The following is a 19,076-nucleotide window of genomic DNA, read 5'->3' as shown; positions in this document are numbered from 1 at the left end:
CGGCCACCGCCGGTTGGTGTTGACAACGCTCACCGAACCGCCGTCTCCTTCCCGTCGCCCCGCTCCGGGGGCACCGCGCCCGGCGTGGGCGTGCCGGCCCGGCCCCGCTGGCCCCGCCGGAGGCGGCGAGCCACCCCGGTCAGTAGCGGCCGTACGTCCCGCCGGTCGACGAACCAGACCACGACGAGGAACACGACACCGACCAGAACCCCGGACAGCATGCCCTGACCGAGCGCCACGGCCGTCGTCGGGGTGCCGCCGTCCAGCCTGTCGAGCCAACGGCTCAGGCCCAGCCCGGCGAACGCGGCGAGGAGGCCGGCGAGGAGGCCGGCCGCCCCGGCGCGCGCCGCGCCGGCCAGCGCCGGTGTGCCGGCGGCCCGCGCCACCGCGACGACCAGCAGCGCGCCCAGCACCACCATGCCCACCGAGTTCGCGGACGTCACGGCGAGCACCCGGTCGGTCAACGGCAGGATCCGGCCGAGCGCCAGCACCGCGACCGGCACCACGAGGAAGCCGACGGCGGTCGCCACCGTCGCCGCCCGGGTCTGCCCCCGCGCGTAGAGCGCCCGGGTGAGGATCGCGAACAGGCCGTAGCCGACCAGGCCCGGGGCGTAACCGATGATCGCGGCGGCGGCGGTGGGCGCGGTGGACGCGGGGAAGAAGAAGTGCCCGATCGGCCCCGCGGTTCCGACCAACGCGGCCGCGCCGAGGCAACTGAACAGCAGCACCCCGCGCACGGCCGGAGCGAGGGTCGCCCGGTAGGCGTCCTCGTCGCCGGCCGACCGCGCCGCCGCGAGGGTCGGGTAGGCCGCCACGGCCAGGGGCACCGCCAGCACCGCCCACGGCAGCAGGTAGACCGTCTGCGCCAGGTTGTAGACGCCGGGGTTGCTGCGCGCGCCCGCCGTCACCTGGTTCAGGCTGACGATCAGGGCGATCTGCTGCGTCGTGACGGTGACCGCGCCCGCCACCGCCAGCGCGCCGACCCGGGCCCGTGCGTCGGCGGGGAACCCGAACCCGGGCCGTACCCCCAGCCGCAACCGACGGATCGGGATGAGCAGCGACAGCGACAGCACCACCACGCCGAGGGTCGTGCCGGCGGAGAGCAGCACCTCGCCGCCGGGACTCACCCCGGCGACCGTGGCATAGCGGCCCTGGGTGGCCGTGAACCCCAGGTAGACCACGATCACGGTGAGGCTGGACAGCAGCGGGGCGAGCACCGGCCAGGCGAAGCGGCGGTGCGCCTGGAGCACCCCGGTGAGCACGATGCCGACCCCGTACAGCGGTAGCTGCGGCGCGAAGACCCGCAGCATCCGTACGCCGCTGTGCTGCTGGGCGTCGGTGAGGTGGTGCCCCAGCGACCCGACTACCGGGCCGGCGAACAGCGCCACGAGCAGCGCGAGCGGCACCAGCAGCGCCACCGTCCAGGTCAGCAGCGCGCCGGTGGTCCGGGCGACCGTCGTCCGGTCGCCGGCCCCGACGGCGCCGGCCAGCAGCGGTACGACGAGGCTCGCCAGCGCGCCACCGGCGACGATCTCGAAGATGAAGTTCGGCACCGCGTTGGCCACCACGTAGGTGCCGCCGAGGTCGGTGTTCCCGAGGCTCCAGGTGAACAGGGCGGTGCGGCCGAAGCCGGCGAGCCGGCTGAGCACGGTGAGCACGGCGATGAGCGCGGCTGCCCCGGCCAGCCGGCCGGCGCCGGCGAGGGGGGCCGGTCTGGTCACGTCAGTCGGTGCGCCGGCCCAGGGCGTCGAGCTCCCGCAGGCCCGGGGTCCGCTGGATCACCGCCGTGAAGCTGACCTTCTCGCTGGCGGCGGTGAGCCCGGCCAGCACGGCGAGCAGGCCGGCCCGACCGAGCGGACCGGTGCGGGCGGCGAGCGCCACACCGAGCAGCGCGCCGAGCGCGTTCGCGCCGCTGTCGCCGACCATGACGTTCTCGGACAGGTCGTCGCCGAGCAGTCCGGCGGCGGCGCCGGCCGCGCCGGCGGCGATCCCGCCGTGCGGGCCGCCGGTCAGCGGCGCGCCCAGCAGCAGCCCGGACTTGATGGCCCGGCCGGGTCGCAGGTCGAGCAGGTTGAGCAGGTTGGCGGTGCCGGCGATCACGCCAGCGCCGAGCAGCACGTCGACTCCCCGGCCGAACGCGCCGTGGCGCTGCCGGCGCGGGTGCGCGGCGACGCGGGGGTCGGCGGCGAGCAGTGCGGCGGCGCCCAGCCCGGCCGCCCCCACCCCGACCACCTTGACGAGCCCGGCGGTGACCCGCCCCGCACGCAACGCGGCGAGGTGCCCGGCGAAGCCCTTGGCCGCCTTCTGCTCCGGTCGTGCCCCGACCACGTCGTCGTAGAGCCCGACACCACCGGCGCCGAGGCCGGCGACCAGGGCGGCGCCACCGGAGGCGGCACTCGTCGCGCCGAACGCGCCCGCGGCGGTCGCGCCGGCCGCGAGCGCCGGACCGGCGGCGAGGGTCACCGTACGGCCGCGGAAGTTGGTGCGCTCCAGCGCCGGCCCCACCGGGGCGGTCCGCACCTCGCGCAGCGCGTACCGGGCGGCGGCCGCTCCGGCGGCGGCGACCAGCAGCCGTCCCAGCGTGCTCATGCCGGCACCTCGTCGATTACGGACACGGCGGTACGTCGTTCGCTCACTGGGGCAGTCTAGGCAGCAGGGACGCGGCGTTGTCGCCGACGCCGTACTGGCCGGCCTTCTTCTCGGTGAGCTGCTGCACCAGCGCCAGACTGGTGACCAGTTGCCCCTGGACGGTGTTGGCGTTGTCGACGGTCGAGATGGTCTGCGACAGCACCGGGTCGCCACGGACCACGGACACCACGTTGCCGCCGGCGGAGCCGTTGCCGCCCACCACGATCGCCCCGGTCCGGTCGAACTGCTCGGCGATCTTGACGACCGACTCGTCCCGCTTCTCGGAGTCCTTGTCGACATACGGCTGGCCGCTCACCACGACGACCGCCTCCGCCGGGCCGGTCACCTTGTTGTTGTCGGTGGTCAGGTAGCCGGCGTTGTTGTACGCGGCGAGCACCGCCCGCCGGTCGGCGTCGCTGACCGGCGCGGTGCCCTGGGCGCGGTCCAGCAGGACGCTGGCCAGCAGCGCGCTGGAGGTCTCCACGCCGTGCCCGTTGCCGGGCAGGCCGGTGGTCTGCGCGGTGGGCCGGGCGGCGGTGACGGCCAACTCCAGCAGGTTGGAGTTGTTGTCCGGGTTGATGAACTTGTCCTGCAGGTCGACCCGACCGGTGATGGTGGCGCCGGCCTGCTGCAGCTTCTTGAGCACACCCTCGGTGTGGTCACGCCCGTTCGGCAGGCTGAGCACCACCACCCGGCGTCCGGTGAGGGTGCCCGGCAGGACCACCTGGGACATCTCCTCGGCGAACTCCTCTTCCAGACCGAGCTGCTTCTCCATGTTGGCGACCTGCTGACGCCACTGCTGGTTGTCCTTGCGCAACCCGGTGACCTGCTGCTTGAGCGAGTCGGCGACCGGGCCGTTGAGGGCGGCGGTGCCGACCACCAGGCCGATCGCCAGAGCCAGGAAGACCGCGGTGAGGGACACCACGTGGTAGCGGAAGTTGATCACGCTTGCAGCCTCTTGATCGCTCGGGAACTAGAAGAGCCGGTACAGCTGGAACACGAAATTGTCCCACCACTCGGCGACCACACCCAGGTACGCCTTCCCGACGGTGGAGACCGCCACCGCGGAGGCCATCGCCGCGATCGCCGAGAGCACCAGCAGCAGCAACGACGAGCCGGAGATGCTCTGCCGGTAGAGCCGGCTCACACCCTTGGCGTCGACCAGCTTGCCGCCGACCTTCAGCCGGGTCAGGAACGTCGAGGCCATCCCGCCGCGCCCCTTGTCGAGGAACTCGACGAGGGTGGCGTGGGTGCCGACCGCGACCAGCAGGGAGGCGCCCTTCTCGTCGGCCAGCAGCATCGCCAGGTCCTCGCTGGTCGCCGCCGCCGGGAACGTGATGGCGGGGACGCCGAGCCCGTTGACCCGGGGCAGACCGGGCGCCCGACCGTCCGGGTAGGCGTGCACGATCACCTCGGCGCCGCAGCGCAGCACGTCGTCGGTGACCGAATCCATGTCCCCGATGATCATGTCAGGGGTGTACCCGGCCTCGACCAGCGCGTCCGCGCCGCCGTCCACGCCGATCAACACCGGCTTGAACTCCCGGATGTACGGGCGCAGCACGTCCAGGTCGGCCTTGTAGTCGTAGCCGCGCACCACGATCAGGCAGTGTCGGCCCTGGATCTGGGTCTGGATGTCCGGTACGCCCACGCCGTCGAGCAGCAGGTCGCGTTCCTGGCGCAGGTAGTCCATCGTGTTGGCGGCGAACGCCTCCAACTGCACCGACAGCCCCTCCCGGGCGTCGGACATCGCCTTGGCGACCGACTCGGCGTCCTGCAGGGTGCCGTGCGCCACCGGCTCCTCGCCCGCGAACACGGTGTTGCCCTCGACGCGTACCTGGTCACCCTCGCGGATGCGCTCGAAGACGCCCTCGCCGAGGTCGTCCAGCAGCGGGATCCCGGCGGCGATCAACACCTCCGGCCCGAGGTTGGGATAGCGGCCGGAGACCGACGGCTTGGCGTTGAGGACCGCGGCGACACCGACAGCGACCAACGAGTCGGCCGCCACCCGGTCCAGGTCGACGTGGTCGATGACCGCGATGTCACCGGGGCGAAGCCGGCCGACCAGGCGTTTCGTCCGGCGATCAAGGCGCGCGGTGCCGAGGACTCTGCCCGGTTCGGCATTCCGGTTCCGGCGCAACGTGGGTAGACGCATCGTGACCATCCTGGCATGTGAGGCAGGCTTTTCTGTCGCGACATGCCTGAGCAGGGCCGCCTACCCAGGGAAGCACACGCCGACGCGAGCCGGTGTGCTTGCGCCCACAATACGCGGCGTCACAACCGCCTTTCCTTCGCCGCGACGGCCAGAAGCTCCTCGGCGTGGGCGATACCCAGATCCGAATCGGGCAAACCGGCCAGCATGCGGGCCAGTTCCCGGGCGCGTTCGGTGTCCTCCACGACCCGTACACCGCTGGTCGTCACCGCGCCGCCGGTGTCCTTCGCGACCACGAGATGCCGGTCGGCGAACGCGGCCACCTGCGGCAGGTGTGTGACGACCAACACCTGGTGACTGCGGGCCAGCCGGGCCAGCCGCCGGCCGATCTCCACCGCGGCCTGACCGCCGACACCCGCGTCGACCTCGTCGAAGACGAGCGTGGGCGGCCCGCCGGAGCCGGCGAAGACCACCTCGATGGCGAGCATCACCCGGGACAGCTCACCGCCGGAGGCGCCGCGCTGCAACGGCAACGACGGCGCGCCCGGGTGGGCCAACAGCCGCAACTCCACCTCGTCGCCGCCGTCGGCCGCGACACCCACCTCGACGCCGTTGACCGTCAACGACGGCTCGGCCCGGCCCGCCGGTCGGGGCAGCACCGCCACCTCGATCCGCGCGTGCGGCATCGCCAGACCGGCCAACTCGACGGTGACCTGGTCGGCGAAGCGGACCGCCGCCTCCTGCCGGGACACCGACACCCGGGCAGCCAGGTCGGCCACCTCCGCGGCCAGCCGCTGCCCCTCCCGGTCCAGCTCGTCGAGCAGGTCGTCGGAGGTGTCCAGGTCGGACAGTCGGGTGCGGGCCCGCTCGGCCCACGCGACGACCCCGTCGACGTCGTCGGCGTACTTGCGGGTCAACGCGCGCAACGCGGCCCGCCGCTCGTAGACGTGCTGCAACCGGGCCGGGTCGGCATCCAGCGTCGCCAGGTACGCCGACAGCTCCGCCGACACGTCGGTGACCAGGGTGGCCGCCTCCTCCAGGCGGGCCGCCAGCTCGCCCAGCGCGGGATCGGTGCCGGCCTGCGCCTCCAGAGTGCGCCGGGCCGTGCCGAGCAGCGCCGCCGCGTCGGGCGTCTCGTCGGCCGCGTCCGCGCCGCCCGCCACGCACTGCTGGGCCAGCTGCGCGGCCGTCCGCAGACCCTCGGCGTGCTCCAGCCGCTGCGCCTCGGTCTTGAGCTCGTCGTCCTCGCCGGGCTGCGGGTCGACGCGGGTGATCTCGTCGAGGCCGAGCCGCAACAGGTCGGCCTCCTGGCTGCGCTCGCGGGCGTTGCGCCGCCGGTCGGCCAGGTCATCGACGATCCGCCGCCAACCGGTGTACGCCTCGCGCAGCGCGTCGAGCAGCTTCTCGTGCGCCGGCCCGGCGAACCGGTCCAGCGCGGCCCGCTGCTCGGCCGGACGCAGCAGGCGCAGCTGGTCGGACTGACCGTGCACGGCCACCGCCTGCTCGCCGACCTCGCCGAGCATCGACACGGGCATGCTCCGGCCACCCAGGTGGGCCCGCGAGCGGCCCTCCACGGTCACCGTACGACTCAGCAGCAGCGAGCCGTCCTCGTCGGGCTCGCCACCGGCGTCGCCGATCCGGGCGTGCACCGTGTCGGCGACGCGACCGGTGAGGCGTAGCCGCCCCTCGACCACGGCCCGGCCCGGCTGGGCACGCACCCGCCCGGCGTCGGCCCGGCCGCCGAAGAGCAGGCCGAGGCCGGTGACCACCATCGTCTTGCCGGCACCGGTCTCGCCGGTGATGACGTTCATGCCGCCGGTCAACGGCAGTGTGGTGTCCTCGATGACGCCGAGTCCGGTGATGCGCAGCTCTTCCAGCACAGCACCCGACAGTAGACGCGTGGGCCGACAGTTGACCAGCCGACGGGCCCCACGACCGGGCCGCGCTGCGGCCGTGACCTCGCCGACGTACAGTCTTGCCCCGTGTTGGACGTGATCGGCCTGACCCCCGCCGAGGAGGAGCTGTACCGCTGCCTGCTCCAGCTCACCACGGCTCGCGTCGACGAGCTGGCCGGCCGGCTGGGACGGCCCCGGGCGCAGGTCGTCGAGCAGATCGAGGCGTTACGGGCCAAGGGTCTCGTGCAGCCCACCGAGAACGACCCGGACGGCCCGCTGCGCCCGACCGCGCCGGACGTCGCCCTCGGCGCCACGTTGCTGCGCCGCCAGGAGGACCTGGAGGCCGCCCGCCGCCGGGTCACCCAACTGGCCGAGGAGTACCGCGCCGGCCTGCGCCGCCATCACGTCGACCACCTGGTCGAGGTGATCCGTGGCGGACGGACGCTCCGCGACCGACTGCGTGACCTGCAGAACTCGGCCCGCGAGGAGGTGCTGTGGTTCTGCCGCGCCAACCCCCTCGCGATGGCCGGCCCGGAGAACGTCGAGGAGTTCGACGCCCTCGCCCGTGGGGTGAGCTACCGCGCCATCTACGAGCGGGACCTGCTGCTGGAACCGGGCGCGCTGGCCGACCTGGCCAAGGGGGTCGCCGCCGGTGAGCAGGCCCGGGTGCTGGACCGCCTGCCGGTCCGACTGGCCATCGTGGACGGGCGCACCGCCATCTGCCCGCTGGTGCCCGACCGGTACGGCGGCGAGCCGAGCGCCGCGGTGATCGGTCGCAGTCAACTGCTCGACGCGCTGCTCGCCCTCTTCGAGAGTCACTGGCGGGTCGCCACCCGGCTGCGGCTCGACGATCCGTTGTCCGGCGCGACGTCCGAGCACCGCCGCGACACCGGCGACGACCGTCCGGCCGACGGCTACCGGCCCGACGCCGACGAGGCGCGACTGCTGTCGCTGTTCGTGGCCGGCGTACCGGACAAGTCCATCGCCTCCCAACTCGGGGTGAGTCGCCGGACGGTGCAGCGCCGCCTCGCCGACCTGATGGACGCCGCCGGTGTCGACACCCGTCCCGGGCTGGCGTTCCAGGTCGCCCGGCGCGGCTGGCTCTGACGACGCGGCCGGGCCCACCATCGACACGACGGTGGGCCCGGCCGGGTTCGGCGATCAGCGCAGCCCGTACGCCCGCAGCACCGTCTGGTCGACGGTGTTACCGGCCCGGTCGGCGGCGTGCACCCGCAGCGACACCGTTCCGCGTCCGGCCGGCACCGTCGCCGTGTAGCGGACGCCCGACCCGTGGGTCGGTACGGACCGCCAGGTGACGCCCTCGTCGAAGGAGACCTGCACGGTCACACTGGCGCCCTTCGCGGCGGACACCCCGGCGGGCTGGCGCAGGCTCAGCCCCACCTGGTGCGGGCGGTTGCCGGGCACGGTGCCGGACAGGTCGGCCGGCACCCGGTAGTCCACCTGCAGCAGCGACAGCGGCGTCGCCGCCGCACCCGCCGGGCGGGCCGAGGTGAACTGCCACGCCGTGTCCGTCCGGGTGCCGTAACGCCACCCGTCCGAGGCCCGCCGCGTCGTCATGTCGAGGCGGTAACGGGCCGCCGCGGCCGTGGTCGGCACCGGCGTCCAGCCGTCGGACAGGTCGGCGATCTGCCGCCCGTCCCGGCTGAGGCGGGCCTCGACGCTGTCCGACTCCTCGCTGTTGCCCGCCACGCTGTAGTGCCCGTCGGCGTCGACGAACTCGGGCACCCGCACGTCGAGGACGTCGCCCTTGCGCGTCGGCACCGGCGCGCCGGTCGCCGGCACGGCCGGACGGACCACCGGAGCGTGCCAGGACTCGGTCTCGCGGTCGTCGGCGGCGTACCGCCGGGGCTCCTGGGTGAGCCCGCCGGTCAACTGCCCCCACTGCATGAACATCTGCTTGTGCAGCACCCGGTGCTGCCACCAGTTGTCGCCGGCGCTGACGAACTCCTGCCGGGTGGTCCCGTTGTGGACCAGGCGCTGGTCGTCGTTCCAGGCGTACTCCTGCCACGGACGCCAACCGAACCGCTCCTCGGTGGCCCAGCCCGCGCCGGTGTCGCCGTACCGCGCGGTCACCTCGGCGGTGTTTCCCGCAGTGACCGTGTGCACGATGCGCTCCGGCACCCGCCCCTTCGACACCTGCCACACGTCGTACAGGTAGGGGCTGTCCACGGTCAGCGTGAGGTCCAGCGTCGCGCGACCCCGACGCGCCGCCGCGATGAGTCGCTGCCCGTCGTCGTACGCCACGACCATCGCCGGGACACCGAGCCGCTCCCCCTCGGGACGCCAGACCGTCCACGCGCTCTGATCCTCGGGGCGGACGATCAGGACCGCCGCCGCGCCGGCCGCCGCCGCCGCGGCCACCTGCTCCTCCTCGCTGCGGTTCTCATCGGTGGTGAGCAACGCCGCCGCGCCCCGCGCCCGGGTCAGCTCGGCGGGCGTGCCGGTGCCCGCCCAGACCAGCGGCAGCTTCCGTCGCCCGGTCGGCGCCGGGGACGAGCCCAGCAGGTTGATGTCCGACGGCGCGGACACACCGGTGACCGTGGCGTCCACCATGGGCGCGACGAGCTGCCAGCGGGAGGCGAACTCGAACTCACCCTGGCGCACCGGGCGGGTCGGCGTGACATTGACCTGCTGGACGGTGCTGTACGCCATAACGCCGTGGTCGATCTGCCGGCCGTTGCCCAACACCCGGTGCACGTAGAAGCTGAGGGTGGCCCGCTGCTCGCTGGGCTTCGGCGTCTCGACGCGTACCGGCGTACCCGTGCGGGCGTCGAGCACGACCGTCAGGTCCCGGTCGACGTTCAGCTCGGGTTCGATGGCCTGGGTCAACTGCTCGTCCAGGGGAACGCCGTGCTCCACCAGCGCGGTCAGCAGATAGCTGCCCTCCTCGACCCGCAGGGTGCCCTCGCCCGGCCACCAGCCCCAGTAGTCCGATTCGGGCTGCTCACCGAAGAGGGTCAGGGCGGGCGAGAGGGTCAGCTGACCCTGCCGGCCCAGCACCTTGATCGTGACGTCGTGCTGCGGTCCGCTGACGGTGAGGCCCACCGGCGTGCGCACGGCGACGCCGTCCGCGCCGGTCGCCACGAGAGCGCCCCCGTGCGGGCCCCGGGCCAGCTTCGCCGGGTCCGCCCGCAGCGGCACGGCCACGCTGCCGCCCGCCGGCACGGTCACCTCGCCCGCGCCGACGGCGACGCCGTCGGTCTCGGCCGCGCCGCTGTCCAGGTTGCGCAGCTCCAGGGCCAGGCGCAGGGTCCGCGCGACGGAGGTGCCATTGGTGTACGTCACACTGCGCTCGGCCACCGGTCCGCCGGTGGTGACCCGGCCGAAGTCGGCGGTGGCCGACGCGTACACCCGTTGGGTGAGCGCCCGCGCCACGTCGACCCGACCACCGCCCTGCTCGAAGACGGTCAGCTCCGGATTCGCCTTCGTGGTGCTGACCAGTGCGTCCTTGAGCGCGCCGGCCTTCCAGTCCGGGTGGTCCTGGGCGAGGATCGCCGCCGCGCCCGCCACGTGCGGGGTGGCCATGGACGTCCCGGACGCCGCCGTGTAGGCGTCGTCGACCGGCGTACCCATGGTGGTGCCGGCGGCCCGCGCGGCGACGATGCCCACGCCCGGCGCGGTGATCTCGGGCTTGATGCCGTTGTCGCCCACGCGCGGTCCCCGGCTGGAGAAGTCCGCCAGATTGTCGTCGCGGTCGACCGCGCCGACGGTGAGCGCCGCCGCGGCCGCGCCCGGCGCGTTGACGCTCCGCGCCTCGCCCGAGTTGCCGGCCGCGATCACGAACAGCGCGCCCGTCTCGGCGGTCAGGTCGTTCACCGCCTGGCTCATCGGGTCGGTGCCGTCGGTCGGACCGCCGCCGAGGCTCATGCTGACGACCTTCGCGCCGGAGTGGGCGGCCCACTCCATGCCGGCGATGATGGCCGAGTCGTAGCCGGCGCCGCCGTCGTCGAGCACCTTGCCGACCAGCAGCCGCGCGCCCGGGGCGACGCCCTTGCGCAGCCCCGCCGACGCCGCTCCGCTGCCCGCGATGGTGGCGGCGACGTGGGTGCCGTGGCCGTGGCCGTCACGGGCGCTGCCGCTGCCGGAGAAGTCCCGCTCCTCGGCGATCCGGCCGGCCAGGTCGGGGTGGGTGGCGTCGACACCGGTGTCGAGCACGGCCACCGTCACGCCGCTGCCGTCGCGGCCGGCCGCCCAGGCCGCCGGAGCGCCGATCTGCGGGACGCTGTGCTCCAACGTCGGGCGCACCCGACCGTCCAACCAGACGTGGGCGACGCCGCCGCCCAGCCGGGGCGCGGCGGTCGTGGTCCGGGTCGTCGGCGTGCCGGCGAGCGTGGTCCACAGGCCACCCAGGTCAGCCTTGTCGACCCGCAGCGCGGCCCCGTTGATGCTCGGCAGGGGCCGGGCGTCGGTGACGCCGCCGAGCGGCCGGACCCGGCCGGCGGACGGCTCCTGGTAGCGCACGATCAGCGGCAGCGCGCCCTGCGCGGCGTCGCCGTAGCCGTCGGCGGCCAACTCCTGCACGTCGAACAGGTTGGCGTCGAGGACACCGCTGGAGATGAAGGGAGCGACGTCGCTGGGCAGGACCCGCAGCCCGCCGTCGACCTCGAGGGTCTGGAAGATGATCCGCTCCCGCCCGGGTCCCGGGCGTACCGTGGCGGCGACCCGACCCGGCGCGGCCGGCGACAGTTCGACCTGGTCGCCGGTGATGAGGGTGATGCGGACGGGCGCGACGGCCGGGGCGGACGCGCCCAGGCTCGGGCCGGTGGGCCGGACGGGCGGCTCGGCGGAAGCCGGCGCGGCGAGGCCGACCACCAACGCGCCGACCGCGCCGGCGCTGAGCCAGCGGGGGGACCAGTGCATGCGATGCGCTCCTTCACTCCTTCGGGCCCGACATCCGTGGATGAGGACCGATGGGAGTCTGCGACGCAGCGCACAACCAGGTCACTAGCCTCTCGCCGCCGCAGCGGCGACATGTCGTCAGGTGGACAACCGCCGGACACCGACGGTGTGTGCCACCGTCACCGGCGGCTGCCCCGCCACCCGTGCACCGGCAGGCCGAACTTGGCGACCAGCCGGTCGGTGAACGGACGGGCACGCAGCCGCACGATGCGCACCGGCAGGGCTCCTCGACGCACCGTCACCCGGGCACCGGGCGGCAGGTCGTAGACCCGCCGGCCGTCGCAGGCGAGCACGGCGAGGGTCGTGAACGGGTCGACGGTGATGACGAACGTCGAGGTGGGGGCGGTGACCAGGGGCCGGCTGAACAACGCGTGCGCGCTGATCGGCACCAGCAGCAGGGCCTCCACCTCCGGCCAGACCACCGGACCGCCGCCGGAGAACGCGTACGCGGTGGAGCCGGTGGGGGTGGCGCAGACCACGCCGTCGCAGCCGTAGCGGGACAACGGGCGGCCGTCCACGTCGACGAGGAGTTCGAGCATCTGCGCCCGTTCGCCCTTCTCGACGCTGATCTCGTTGAGCGCCCACGACTCGATGGTCGGGCCACCGTCGAACTCGGCCGTGACGTCGAGCGTGAGCCGCTCGTGCACGGTGTAGTTGCGCTCGACGACGTCCCGGACCGCGTGGTCCAGATCGTTGATCTCCGCCTCGGCGAGGAAGCCCACCTTGCCGAGGTTGATGCCGAGCAGTGGCGCCTTCGCCGGGCGGGCCAACTCCGCCGCGCGCAGGAAGGTGCCGTCCCCGCCCAGCGCGAAGACGATCTCGGCGCCCTCGGCGGCCTCCGGACCGGTGACCGGAACCGTTCCGGGCAGGTCGAGGTCCTCGGCCTCCTCGGCGACCACCCGCACCTCGAAGCCCGCGGCGATGAGGTCGGCGGCGACCGACCGGGCGTGCTCGGTGCTGCGCCGACGACCGGTGTGGGTCACCAGCAGCGCCGTGCGGCTCATCGGACCGGCCGCCCGTCCGCGACCGCACGGCCCGACAGCCATGCCCCGGCACGCCCACGTGCCGTCGTGTGCCGCTCGCTGTACGCCTTCACCCCGCGACCTCCTCCGCCGCCACGCCCGGCACGTCGCCGGCCGTCGTCGTGCCGTCCGGCCCGGCGTCCACCACGGCCCGTACCCGCTGCGGGTCGGCCGCCGGCGCGCCCCGGCGCAACCATACGAAGAACTCGACGTTGCCGCTGGGCCCCGGCAGCGGGCTGGCCGCCACGTCCGCCAGGCCGAGGCCGAGCTGGGCCGCCGCCGCGGCCACGTCGAGCACCGCCTCGGCGCGCAACGCCGGGTCGCGGACCACGCCACCGGCCCCGACCCGTTCCTTGCCCACCTCGAACTGCGGCTTCACCATCAGGGCCAGGTCGCCGTCGTCGCGGGTGCAGCCGGCCAACGCGGGCAGCACCAGCCGCAACGAGATGAACGACAGGTCGGCCACCGTCAGGTCGACCGGCCCACCGATCGCGTCGGCGACGAGGGTACGGACGTTTGTGCGTTCCAGCACCCGGACGCGCTCGTCGGTCCGCAGGGACCAGGCGAGCTGCCCGTAGCCGACGTCCACGGCCACCACCTCGGCGGCGTCGGCGCGCAGCAGCACGTCGGTGAAGCCCCCGGTCGAGGCACCCGCGTCCAGGCAGCGCCGTCCGGCGACGCGCAGCCCGCCGAACGCGGCCAACGCACCGGCGAGCTTGTGCCCGCCCCGGGAGACGTACTCCTCGGTCGGGTCCTCGCCGGTGACCAGCAGCGGGTCGGCGGGGTCGACCATCGCGGCGGCCTTGCGCGCGGTCACTCCGCGCAGGTGGACCCGGCCGGCCTCGACCAGCGCGGCGGCCTGCTCACGTGAGCGGGCCAGCCCGCGACGGACGAGTTCGGCGTCCAGCCGGTTGCGACGTGCCATGGGTGTTTCTCCGGTCTGTCGGGCGGAGTCGCCCTGGTCAGGTCTGATCGATCGTGGCGAGGGTCTCGCGTAGCGTCTCGTAGGCCGCCTCGTACTGGGCGATCTGGTCGGCCGGGGCGAGCGCCGCCGCGTTGTCCATGGCCCGCACGGCCGCCTCGACCGCCGGGTGGCTCGCGGCGTCGTCGGCACCGGTCGCCAGGTCGGGCGGCGGGCCGGGGCGGGCGCCGACTGGCGGACCCGGCCGGGCCGCGAACGGGCCGGCCGGCGGCGGGCCGGGCCGGAAGCCCCCGGGTGGGCCCGGACGAACGCCGTCGGTCACGACCCACCATCCGGGCGGCGCTTACGGACGGCCTTCTTCGCCGGCATGTCCGCCGGAGTCGGGGTGTCGTCCTGGTCGGCTGACTGATCGTCGCCGGTCCGGCTGATCGTCGCGGGAGGCTTGCGGGCAATGGCCTTCTTCGCGACGGCCTTCTTCGCGATCGCCTTCTTCGCGACGGGCGCGGCGGTCTGCTGGGCGACGGGCGCTCCGGCGGGGCCGTCCGACGGCACCAGGCCGTCGCCGGGCTGCGCCGCTCGGGTCGGATCGGGCTGCGACGTGGACTTCGGCGCGGGCTCGGCGGCGGACGGACCGCCGGCCGTCGTCGCCGCGGGGGACTCGGTGGCCCGCGCCTCGCGCAGTTGCCGCTCCAGATCCCGTACCCGTCGGGTCAGCTCGGCCACCTCGTCGGCCGTCGCCAGACCGACCGCGCCGAGGGCCCGGTCGACCTCGAAGCGGACCAGCTTGGTCAACGACTCCCGGTTGGCGGCGCTGGTGCTGACCAACTCCTCGCCGAGCGCCTGCAGCTGGGCGGCGGTCGCCCCGCCCGTGCCGACGACACGACGCACCGCGTCCTGCGCCTTCTTCCGGGGCGCCTCCGCCAGGCCCAGGGCCAGTTCGAGGTAGGCGCGCCACGCGTCCTGCATGCCTTGGTCCTTCCATCGGGCGGGGTCTGCAGGTGTCACGCTACCGGGCACCCCGGACTGTCCCGTGCGGTACGGTGCCGGGGACGGCGTGGCGATCGGCGAGGGGGACATGTGGCCAGCGTGGACGAGTGCCGGCAGGCGTTGCAGGAGCTGGCCGCCCGGCTGGATCGCAACGCCGAGACGGTCCGTGAGCGTATCGACCTGGAGCGCACTCTGGCCTGCCGCATCACCGACCTGGACACGGCCTTTCACGGGCGGATCAGCGGTGGCCGGCTCGTCGAGCTGGCCGACGGCGACGACCCGAAGGCCAAGATCGCGCTGAGCACGTCCAGCGACGACCTGCTCGCCCTCGTCCGGGGCGATCTGGACGTCACCAAGGCGGTCACCTCCCGCCGGGTGTCGATCAAGGCCAACCCGTTCGACCTGATGAAGCTGCGCAAGCTCCTCTAGAGGTTCGCGCTCCCCCGGCCCGGGGTGGCGGTGGCTGGCCTCAGCCGTCAGCGCCGTCAGCCGGTTCTACGCCGCACGGCCGCCTCACGCGGTGGTCGGCCTCACGCGTCGGTGGGCAGCCCGAAGCTCTTCAGGGCGGCAGCCGCGTCCGGGCCCGCCGGGCGGATCGCCGGCGTCGTCGGGGCCGCCCAGGCCGCCGCGCACAGGGCGGCCAGCGCGTCCAGCGCCCGGCCGTTACCCGCCAGCTCCAGCGTCCCGTCGCGGTCCGTGACGGACCAGCCGCCGGCGTCCGTCGGGCCCGGGACCCGCACCGCCGCCGCCGGGTCGAAGAGCCCCGCCAGGTCCCGCGCGACGTACGTGGGCCGCCGTCGTGGCTCGGCCGCGAGCAGCTCGGGTACGTCACTGACACCGGTGAGGACGAGCAGACTGTCCAGCCCCGCGCGACGGGCGCCCTCGATGTCGGTGTCCAGCCGGTCTCCGACGACAAGTGCCTTTCCGCCGTCGCCGCGCCGGGCGGCGGTGTCGAACAGGGCCGACTCCGGCTTACCGACCACCAGGTCCGGATCCCGCTCCAACGCGGTCCGCAGCACCGCGACCAGTGACCCGTTGCCCGGCAGCGGGCCTCGGGCGCTGGGCAGCGTACGGTCGGTGTTGGTGGCGACCCAGATCGCGCCGGCCCGGACCGCGAGCGACGCCTCGGCCAACTCGGCCCAGCCGACCTGCGGGCCGTAGCCCTGCACCACCGCGGCCGGCTTCTCGTCGGCGCGAGCGACCGGGGTCAGTCCGACCGCCCGTAGCTCGGCGCGCAGCGCCTCCGCGCCGACCACCAGCACCCGAGCGCCGGCCGGGAGCCGGTCGCGGAGCAGCTCGGCCGCCGCCGCCGCGGAGGTGAGGACCTCCTCCGGCCGCGCCGGCACGCCCATCCCGGTCAGCAGGTCGGCGACGTCGCTGGAGCGACGTGAGGCGTTGTTGGTGGCGTACGCCACCGCCCGCCCCTCGGCGTGAAGTTGGGCCACCGCCTCGACGGCGCCGGGAATCGGCCGGTCGATCAGGTAGATCACACCGTCCAGGTCGAAGACGACCAGGCTGTACCCGTCGATCAGCCGCTTCCCGGCGTCCGCGTTCACCGCTGCGTCGACTCCGGCTCGTCGCCCCGGATGGGGGCGGTCTCGTCGCCGCTCACGACCCGGCCACCGTCGTCGGCGGGCGTGGTCAGAGCCGGGGAGGCGTTGTCCTTCTCCGGAGCGAGCAGGTCGTCGTCACCGTCGACGTCCTCGTCGTCACCGTCGACGTCCTCGACATCCACCCGGTCGGCGTCCGTCGCCAAGCGACCGGTGACGCCGTCCTCCTCGTCGTCGTCGAAGTCCTCGTCCTCGTCCTCGAAGTCCTCGTCGTCGTCGGGGTCCTCGTCCTCGAAGTCCTCGTCGTCGTCGGGGTCGTCCTCGTCGTCGTCACCTGCGGTCAGGTCCGTGTCCGGCTGAGCCGGTACGGCGCCCGGCGTGCCCGGTCCGGCGGCGATCTCCTCGGTCTCGTCCTCCTCGTCGCCCTCGATGACGACGCCGTCGAGTTCGAGCAGCCGCTCCGCGGCGTCGGTCTCGCCCTCGGTGTCCACGTCGGCGGCACGGGAGAACCACTCGCGAGCCTCCTCACGCCGGCCCACCGCGAGCAGCGCGTCGGCATACGCGTACCGCAGTCGCGCCGTCCACGGCGCTGCCGTCTCGCTGGTCAGGTCGGGCACCTGGAGCATGGCGACCGCGGCGTCCTTCTGGCCGAGATCACCCCGCGCCCCGGCGGCGACGATCAGCAGCTCGATCGCGACGGCCTGGTCCAGCTTCTCCTGGTCGGCGCCCCGGTACAGGTCGATCGCCCGCTCCGGCCGGCCGAGCGCGCGCTCGCAGTCGGCGAGCACGGCGAGGTGACTCTGCAAACCGGTCATCCGGTGGTACGTCCGCAGCTCGGCGATCGCGGTCTGCCACTCCCCCGCGTGGTACGCGGCCAAGCCGACCGCCTCGCGGACAGCGGAGATCCGCGACGCCAGCCGCCGGGCGGCCAGCGCGTGGGCCAACGCCTCGGCCGGGTCCTCGTCGATCAGCTGACCGGTGGCGACCAGGTGTCGGGCCACGGTCTCGGCGACCGGCTTGTTCAGCGAGAGCAGCTCGGCACGGACGTCCTTGTCGAGGTCGGTCGCGACGATGTCGTCCGGTAGGACCGGGGCCGCGCCGCGCCCACCCTCGGACGCCTCCGGGCCGGCCCCACGCTCGTCGCGGCGGTGGTCGTCCTCGCGACGCGGCCGGTCGTCGGCCCGGAAGCCGCCGTCACGGTCGCCACCGCGGTATCCACCCTCACGGGGAGCACCACCCTGCCGGCGGTCGCCACCTCGGAAACCGCCATCACGGTCGCCACCCCGGAAACCACCCTCGCGCGACGCGCCCGGACGCGAGGCGCCACGCTCACCGCCCCGGAAGCCACCGGAGTCACGGTCCCCGCCCCGGAAGCCACCCTCGCGGGGCGGACCGGAACGACCACGGTCACCGCCACCCTGGTAGCCGCCCTCACGACGGTCCCCACCACGGAAACCGCCCTCGCGGTCACCGCTGCGGAAGCCACCTTCGCGCGGCCCGCCGGAGCGCGTCGCGTCGCGGAAACCACCCTCACGGCGCTCTCCACCACGGAAGCCGCCCTCGCGGTCGCCACCCCGGAAGCCACCTTCACGGCGGTCGCCACCACGGGAACCACCGTCGCGGTCGCCGCCGCGGAAGCCACCCTCGCGGGGCGGACCGGAACGACCACGGTCACCGCCGCCCTGGTAGCCACCCTCACGACGGTCCCCACCACGGAAACCGCCCTCGCGGTCACCACCGCGGAAGCCGCCTTCACGGCGCTCTCCACCACGGAAGCCGCCGTCGCGGTCGCCGCCGCGGAAGCCACCCTCACGGGACGGACCGGAACGACCACGGTCACCGCCGCCCTGGTAGCCACCCTCGCGGTCGCCACCCCGGAAGCCACCTTCACGACGGTCGCCACCACGGAAGCCGCCGTCGCGGTCGCCGCCGCGGAAGCCACCCTCGCGGGGCGGACCGGAACGACCACGGTCACCGCCGCCCTGGTAGCCGCCCTCACGACGGTCTCCACCACGGAAACCACCCTCGCGGCCGCCACCCTCGCGGCCGCCGCCCCGGAAGCCACCCTCACGGGGCGGACCGGAACGACCACGGTCACCGCCACCCTGGTAGCCACCTTCACGACGGTCCCCACCACGGAAACCACCGTCACGGTCACCGCCCCGGAAGCCACCCTCACGGGACGGACCGGAGCGACCACGGTCACCGCCACCCTGGTAGCCGCCCTCACGACGGTCGCCACCACGGAAACCACCCTCGCGGTCGCCGCCGCGGAAGCCACCTTCACGACGGTCACCGCCGCGGAAGCCACCCTCACGGGACGGACCGGAACGACCACGGTCACCGCCACCCTGGTAGCCGCCCTCACGACGGTCCCCACCACGGAAACCACCCTCGCGGCCGCCACCCTCGCGGTCACCACCGCGGAAGCCACCTTCACGGGACGGACCGGAACGACCACGGTCACCGCCGCCCTGGTAGCCACCCTCACGACGGTCGCCACCACGGAAACCACCCTCGCGGCCGCCACCCTCGCGGTCGCCGCCCCGGAAGCCACCCTCACGGGACGGACCGGAACGACCACGGTCACCGCCACCCTGGTAACCGCCCTCACGACGGTCCCCACCACGGAAACCACCCTCACGACGCTCGCCACTGCGGGCGCCGCCATCGCGGCCGCCGGTGTTGCCGCCACGGGCGCCGCCGGCGTTGTCACGGTCTCCCCGGTACGGGGGCCGGTCATCGCGGCGCGCTCCACGGTCGCGTCCACCGGGGCCGTCGGTGCGGTCCTCGTAACGACGGGGACGATCTCCGCCCTGCGGTCCTGAACTCACAGGTACATCCTTCCTGATTGCGCCACCAATGGCGCCACGCAGTCGAGGGCCGACCCTGATGGGGCGGCCCTCGACTGAAAGATTGTCCGGCGGTGTCCTACTCTCCCACACCCTCACGAGTGCAGTACCATCGGCGCTGGAGGGCTTAGCTTCCGGGTTCGGAATGTGA

At 74.2% G+C, this 19,076-nt stretch carries 15 protein-coding genes and 1 rRNA gene; 3 read left to right on the top strand and 13 right to left on the bottom strand.

Annotation, left to right across the window (positions count from 1 at the left end):
* Window positions 1-29: 29 nt before the first annotated feature.
* The 5 genes from AB0I89_RS05875 to recN form a co-directional block, all read right to left on the bottom strand.
* Window positions 30-1,721 (bottom strand): lipid II flippase MurJ, encoded by a 1,692-nt coding sequence (locus AB0I89_RS05875; RefSeq protein WP_357120860.1) that lies wholly within the window; start codon window positions 1,719-1,721, stop codon window positions 30-32.
* Window position 1,722: 1 nt separating this feature from the next.
* Window positions 1,723-2,589: a hypothetical protein gene (locus tag AB0I89_RS05870; RefSeq protein WP_357120857.1), complete on the bottom strand. Its 867-nt coding sequence runs from the start codon at window positions 2,587-2,589 to the stop codon at window positions 1,723-1,725.
* A gap of 43 nt (window positions 2,590-2,632) precedes the next feature.
* Window positions 2,633-3,574: a copper transporter gene (locus AB0I89_RS05865; RefSeq protein WP_355050198.1), complete on the bottom strand. Its 942-nt coding sequence runs from the start codon at window positions 3,572-3,574 to the stop codon at window positions 2,633-2,635.
* Window positions 3,575-3,601: 27 nt separating this feature from the next.
* Window positions 3,602-4,780, bottom strand: a complete 1,179-nt coding sequence (gene steA / locus AB0I89_RS05860) for a putative cytokinetic ring protein SteA (RefSeq protein ID WP_355050199.1) — start codon at window positions 4,778-4,780, stop codon at window positions 3,602-3,604.
* Window positions 4,781-4,899: 119 nt separating this feature from the next.
* Window positions 4,900-6,657 carry a DNA repair protein RecN gene (gene recN, locus AB0I89_RS05855; protein WP_357120853.1) on the bottom strand — a complete coding sequence of 586 codons (1,758 nt, stop codon included), beginning with the start codon at window positions 6,655-6,657 and terminating at the stop codon, window positions 4,900-4,902.
* A gap of 102 nt (window positions 6,658-6,759) precedes the next feature.
* On the opposite strand from recN, the gene AB0I89_RS05850 reads away from it, so the two are divergent.
* Window positions 6,760-7,779, top strand: a complete 1,020-nt coding sequence (locus AB0I89_RS05850; protein WP_357120850.1) for a helix-turn-helix domain-containing protein — start codon at window positions 6,760-6,762, stop codon at window positions 7,777-7,779.
* 54 nt (window positions 7,780-7,833) lie between these two features.
* Here AB0I89_RS05850 and AB0I89_RS05845 read toward each other — a convergent pair whose 3' ends face one another.
* From AB0I89_RS05845 to AB0I89_RS05825, 5 genes are all read right to left on the bottom strand, one after another.
* Window positions 7,834-11,553, bottom strand: coding sequence for a S8 family serine peptidase (locus AB0I89_RS05845; protein ID WP_357120847.1), 3,720 nt, complete (start codon window positions 11,551-11,553; stop codon window positions 7,834-7,836).
* A 158-nt stretch (window positions 11,554-11,711) separates the two neighbouring features.
* On the bottom strand, window positions 11,712-12,596 hold the full coding sequence (locus AB0I89_RS05840; RefSeq protein ID WP_357120844.1) for an NAD kinase: 885 nt from the start codon (window positions 12,594-12,596) through the stop codon (window positions 11,712-11,714).
* 88 nt (window positions 12,597-12,684) lie between these two features.
* Window positions 12,685-13,539 (bottom strand): TlyA family RNA methyltransferase, encoded by an 855-nt coding sequence (locus tag AB0I89_RS05835; protein ID WP_357120841.1) that lies wholly within the window; start codon window positions 13,537-13,539, stop codon window positions 12,685-12,687.
* 37 nt (window positions 13,540-13,576) lie between these two features.
* Window positions 13,577-13,858, bottom strand: coding sequence for a hypothetical protein (locus tag AB0I89_RS05830; RefSeq protein WP_357120838.1), 282 nt, complete (start codon window positions 13,856-13,858; stop codon window positions 13,577-13,579).
* Entirely contained in the window at window positions 13,855-14,502 is a 648-nt protein-coding gene (locus AB0I89_RS05825; protein WP_357120835.1) for a hypothetical protein, read from the bottom strand. The genes AB0I89_RS05830 and AB0I89_RS05825 overlap by 4 nt, the downstream gene beginning before the upstream one ends.
* A gap of 111 nt (window positions 14,503-14,613) precedes the next feature.
* On the opposite strand from AB0I89_RS05825, the gene AB0I89_RS05820 reads away from it, so the two are divergent.
* Entirely contained in the window at window positions 14,614-14,952 is a 339-nt protein-coding gene (locus tag AB0I89_RS05820; protein WP_355050207.1) for an SCP2 sterol-binding domain-containing protein, read from the top strand.
* A 101-nt stretch (window positions 14,953-15,053) separates the two neighbouring features.
* On the opposite strand, the gene AB0I89_RS05815 is transcribed toward AB0I89_RS05820, so the two are convergent.
* Together AB0I89_RS05815 and AB0I89_RS05810 are read right to left on the bottom strand one after the other, a co-directional pair.
* Complete coding sequence (locus tag AB0I89_RS05815; RefSeq protein WP_357120831.1) at window positions 15,054-16,079, bottom strand: HAD-IIA family hydrolase; 1,026 nt, start codon at window positions 16,077-16,079, stop codon at window positions 15,054-15,056.
* Window positions 16,076-17,074: a hypothetical protein gene (locus AB0I89_RS05810; RefSeq protein ID WP_357120828.1), complete on the bottom strand. Its 999-nt coding sequence runs from the start codon at window positions 17,072-17,074 to the stop codon at window positions 16,076-16,078. The genes AB0I89_RS05815 and AB0I89_RS05810 overlap by 4 nt, the downstream gene beginning before the upstream one ends.
* A 147-nt stretch (window positions 17,075-17,221) precedes the next feature.
* Here AB0I89_RS05810 and AB0I89_RS05805 point away from each other — a divergent pair, with 147 nt between their 5' ends.
* Window positions 17,222-18,901, top strand: coding sequence for a hypothetical protein (locus tag AB0I89_RS05805; RefSeq protein ID WP_357120825.1), 1,680 nt, complete (start codon window positions 17,222-17,224; stop codon window positions 18,899-18,901).
* A gap of 90 nt (window positions 18,902-18,991) precedes the next feature.
* On the opposite strand, the gene rrf is transcribed toward AB0I89_RS05805, so the two are convergent.
* Window positions 18,992-19,076: ribosomal RNA gene (gene rrf / locus AB0I89_RS05800) — 5S ribosomal RNA — on the bottom strand; the annotation flags it as partial.

This window comes from Micromonospora sp. NPDC049801, assembly GCF_040656575.1.
Lineage (GTDB): Bacteria > Actinomycetota > Actinomycetes > Mycobacteriales > Micromonosporaceae > Micromonospora.
Note: the sequence above shows the minus strand (reverse complement) of the source record. Positions and strands in the feature narration are given on the sequence as shown.

Coding starts and splice junctions, on each gene's coding strand:
- AB0I89_RS05870 (WP_357120857.1), bottom strand. CDS start 2,589: ATGAGCACGCTGGGACGGCTGCTGGTCGCCGCCGCCGGAGCGGCCGCC.
- steA (WP_355050199.1), bottom strand. CDS start 4,780: ATGCGTCTACCCACGTTGCGCCGGAACCGGAATGCCGAACCGGGCAGA.
- AB0I89_RS05845 (WP_357120847.1), bottom strand. CDS start 11,553: ATGCACTGGTCCCCCCGCTGGCTCAGCGCCGGCGCGGTCGGCGCGTTG.
- AB0I89_RS05840 (WP_357120844.1), bottom strand. CDS start 12,596: ATGAGCCGCACGGCGCTGCTGGTGACCCACACCGGTCGTCGGCGCAGC.
- AB0I89_RS05835 (WP_357120841.1), bottom strand. CDS start 13,539: ATGGCACGTCGCAACCGGCTGGACGCCGAACTCGTCCGTCGCGGGCTG.
- AB0I89_RS05825 (WP_357120835.1), bottom strand. CDS start 14,502: ATGCAGGACGCGTGGCGCGCCTACCTCGAACTGGCCCTGGGCCTGGCG.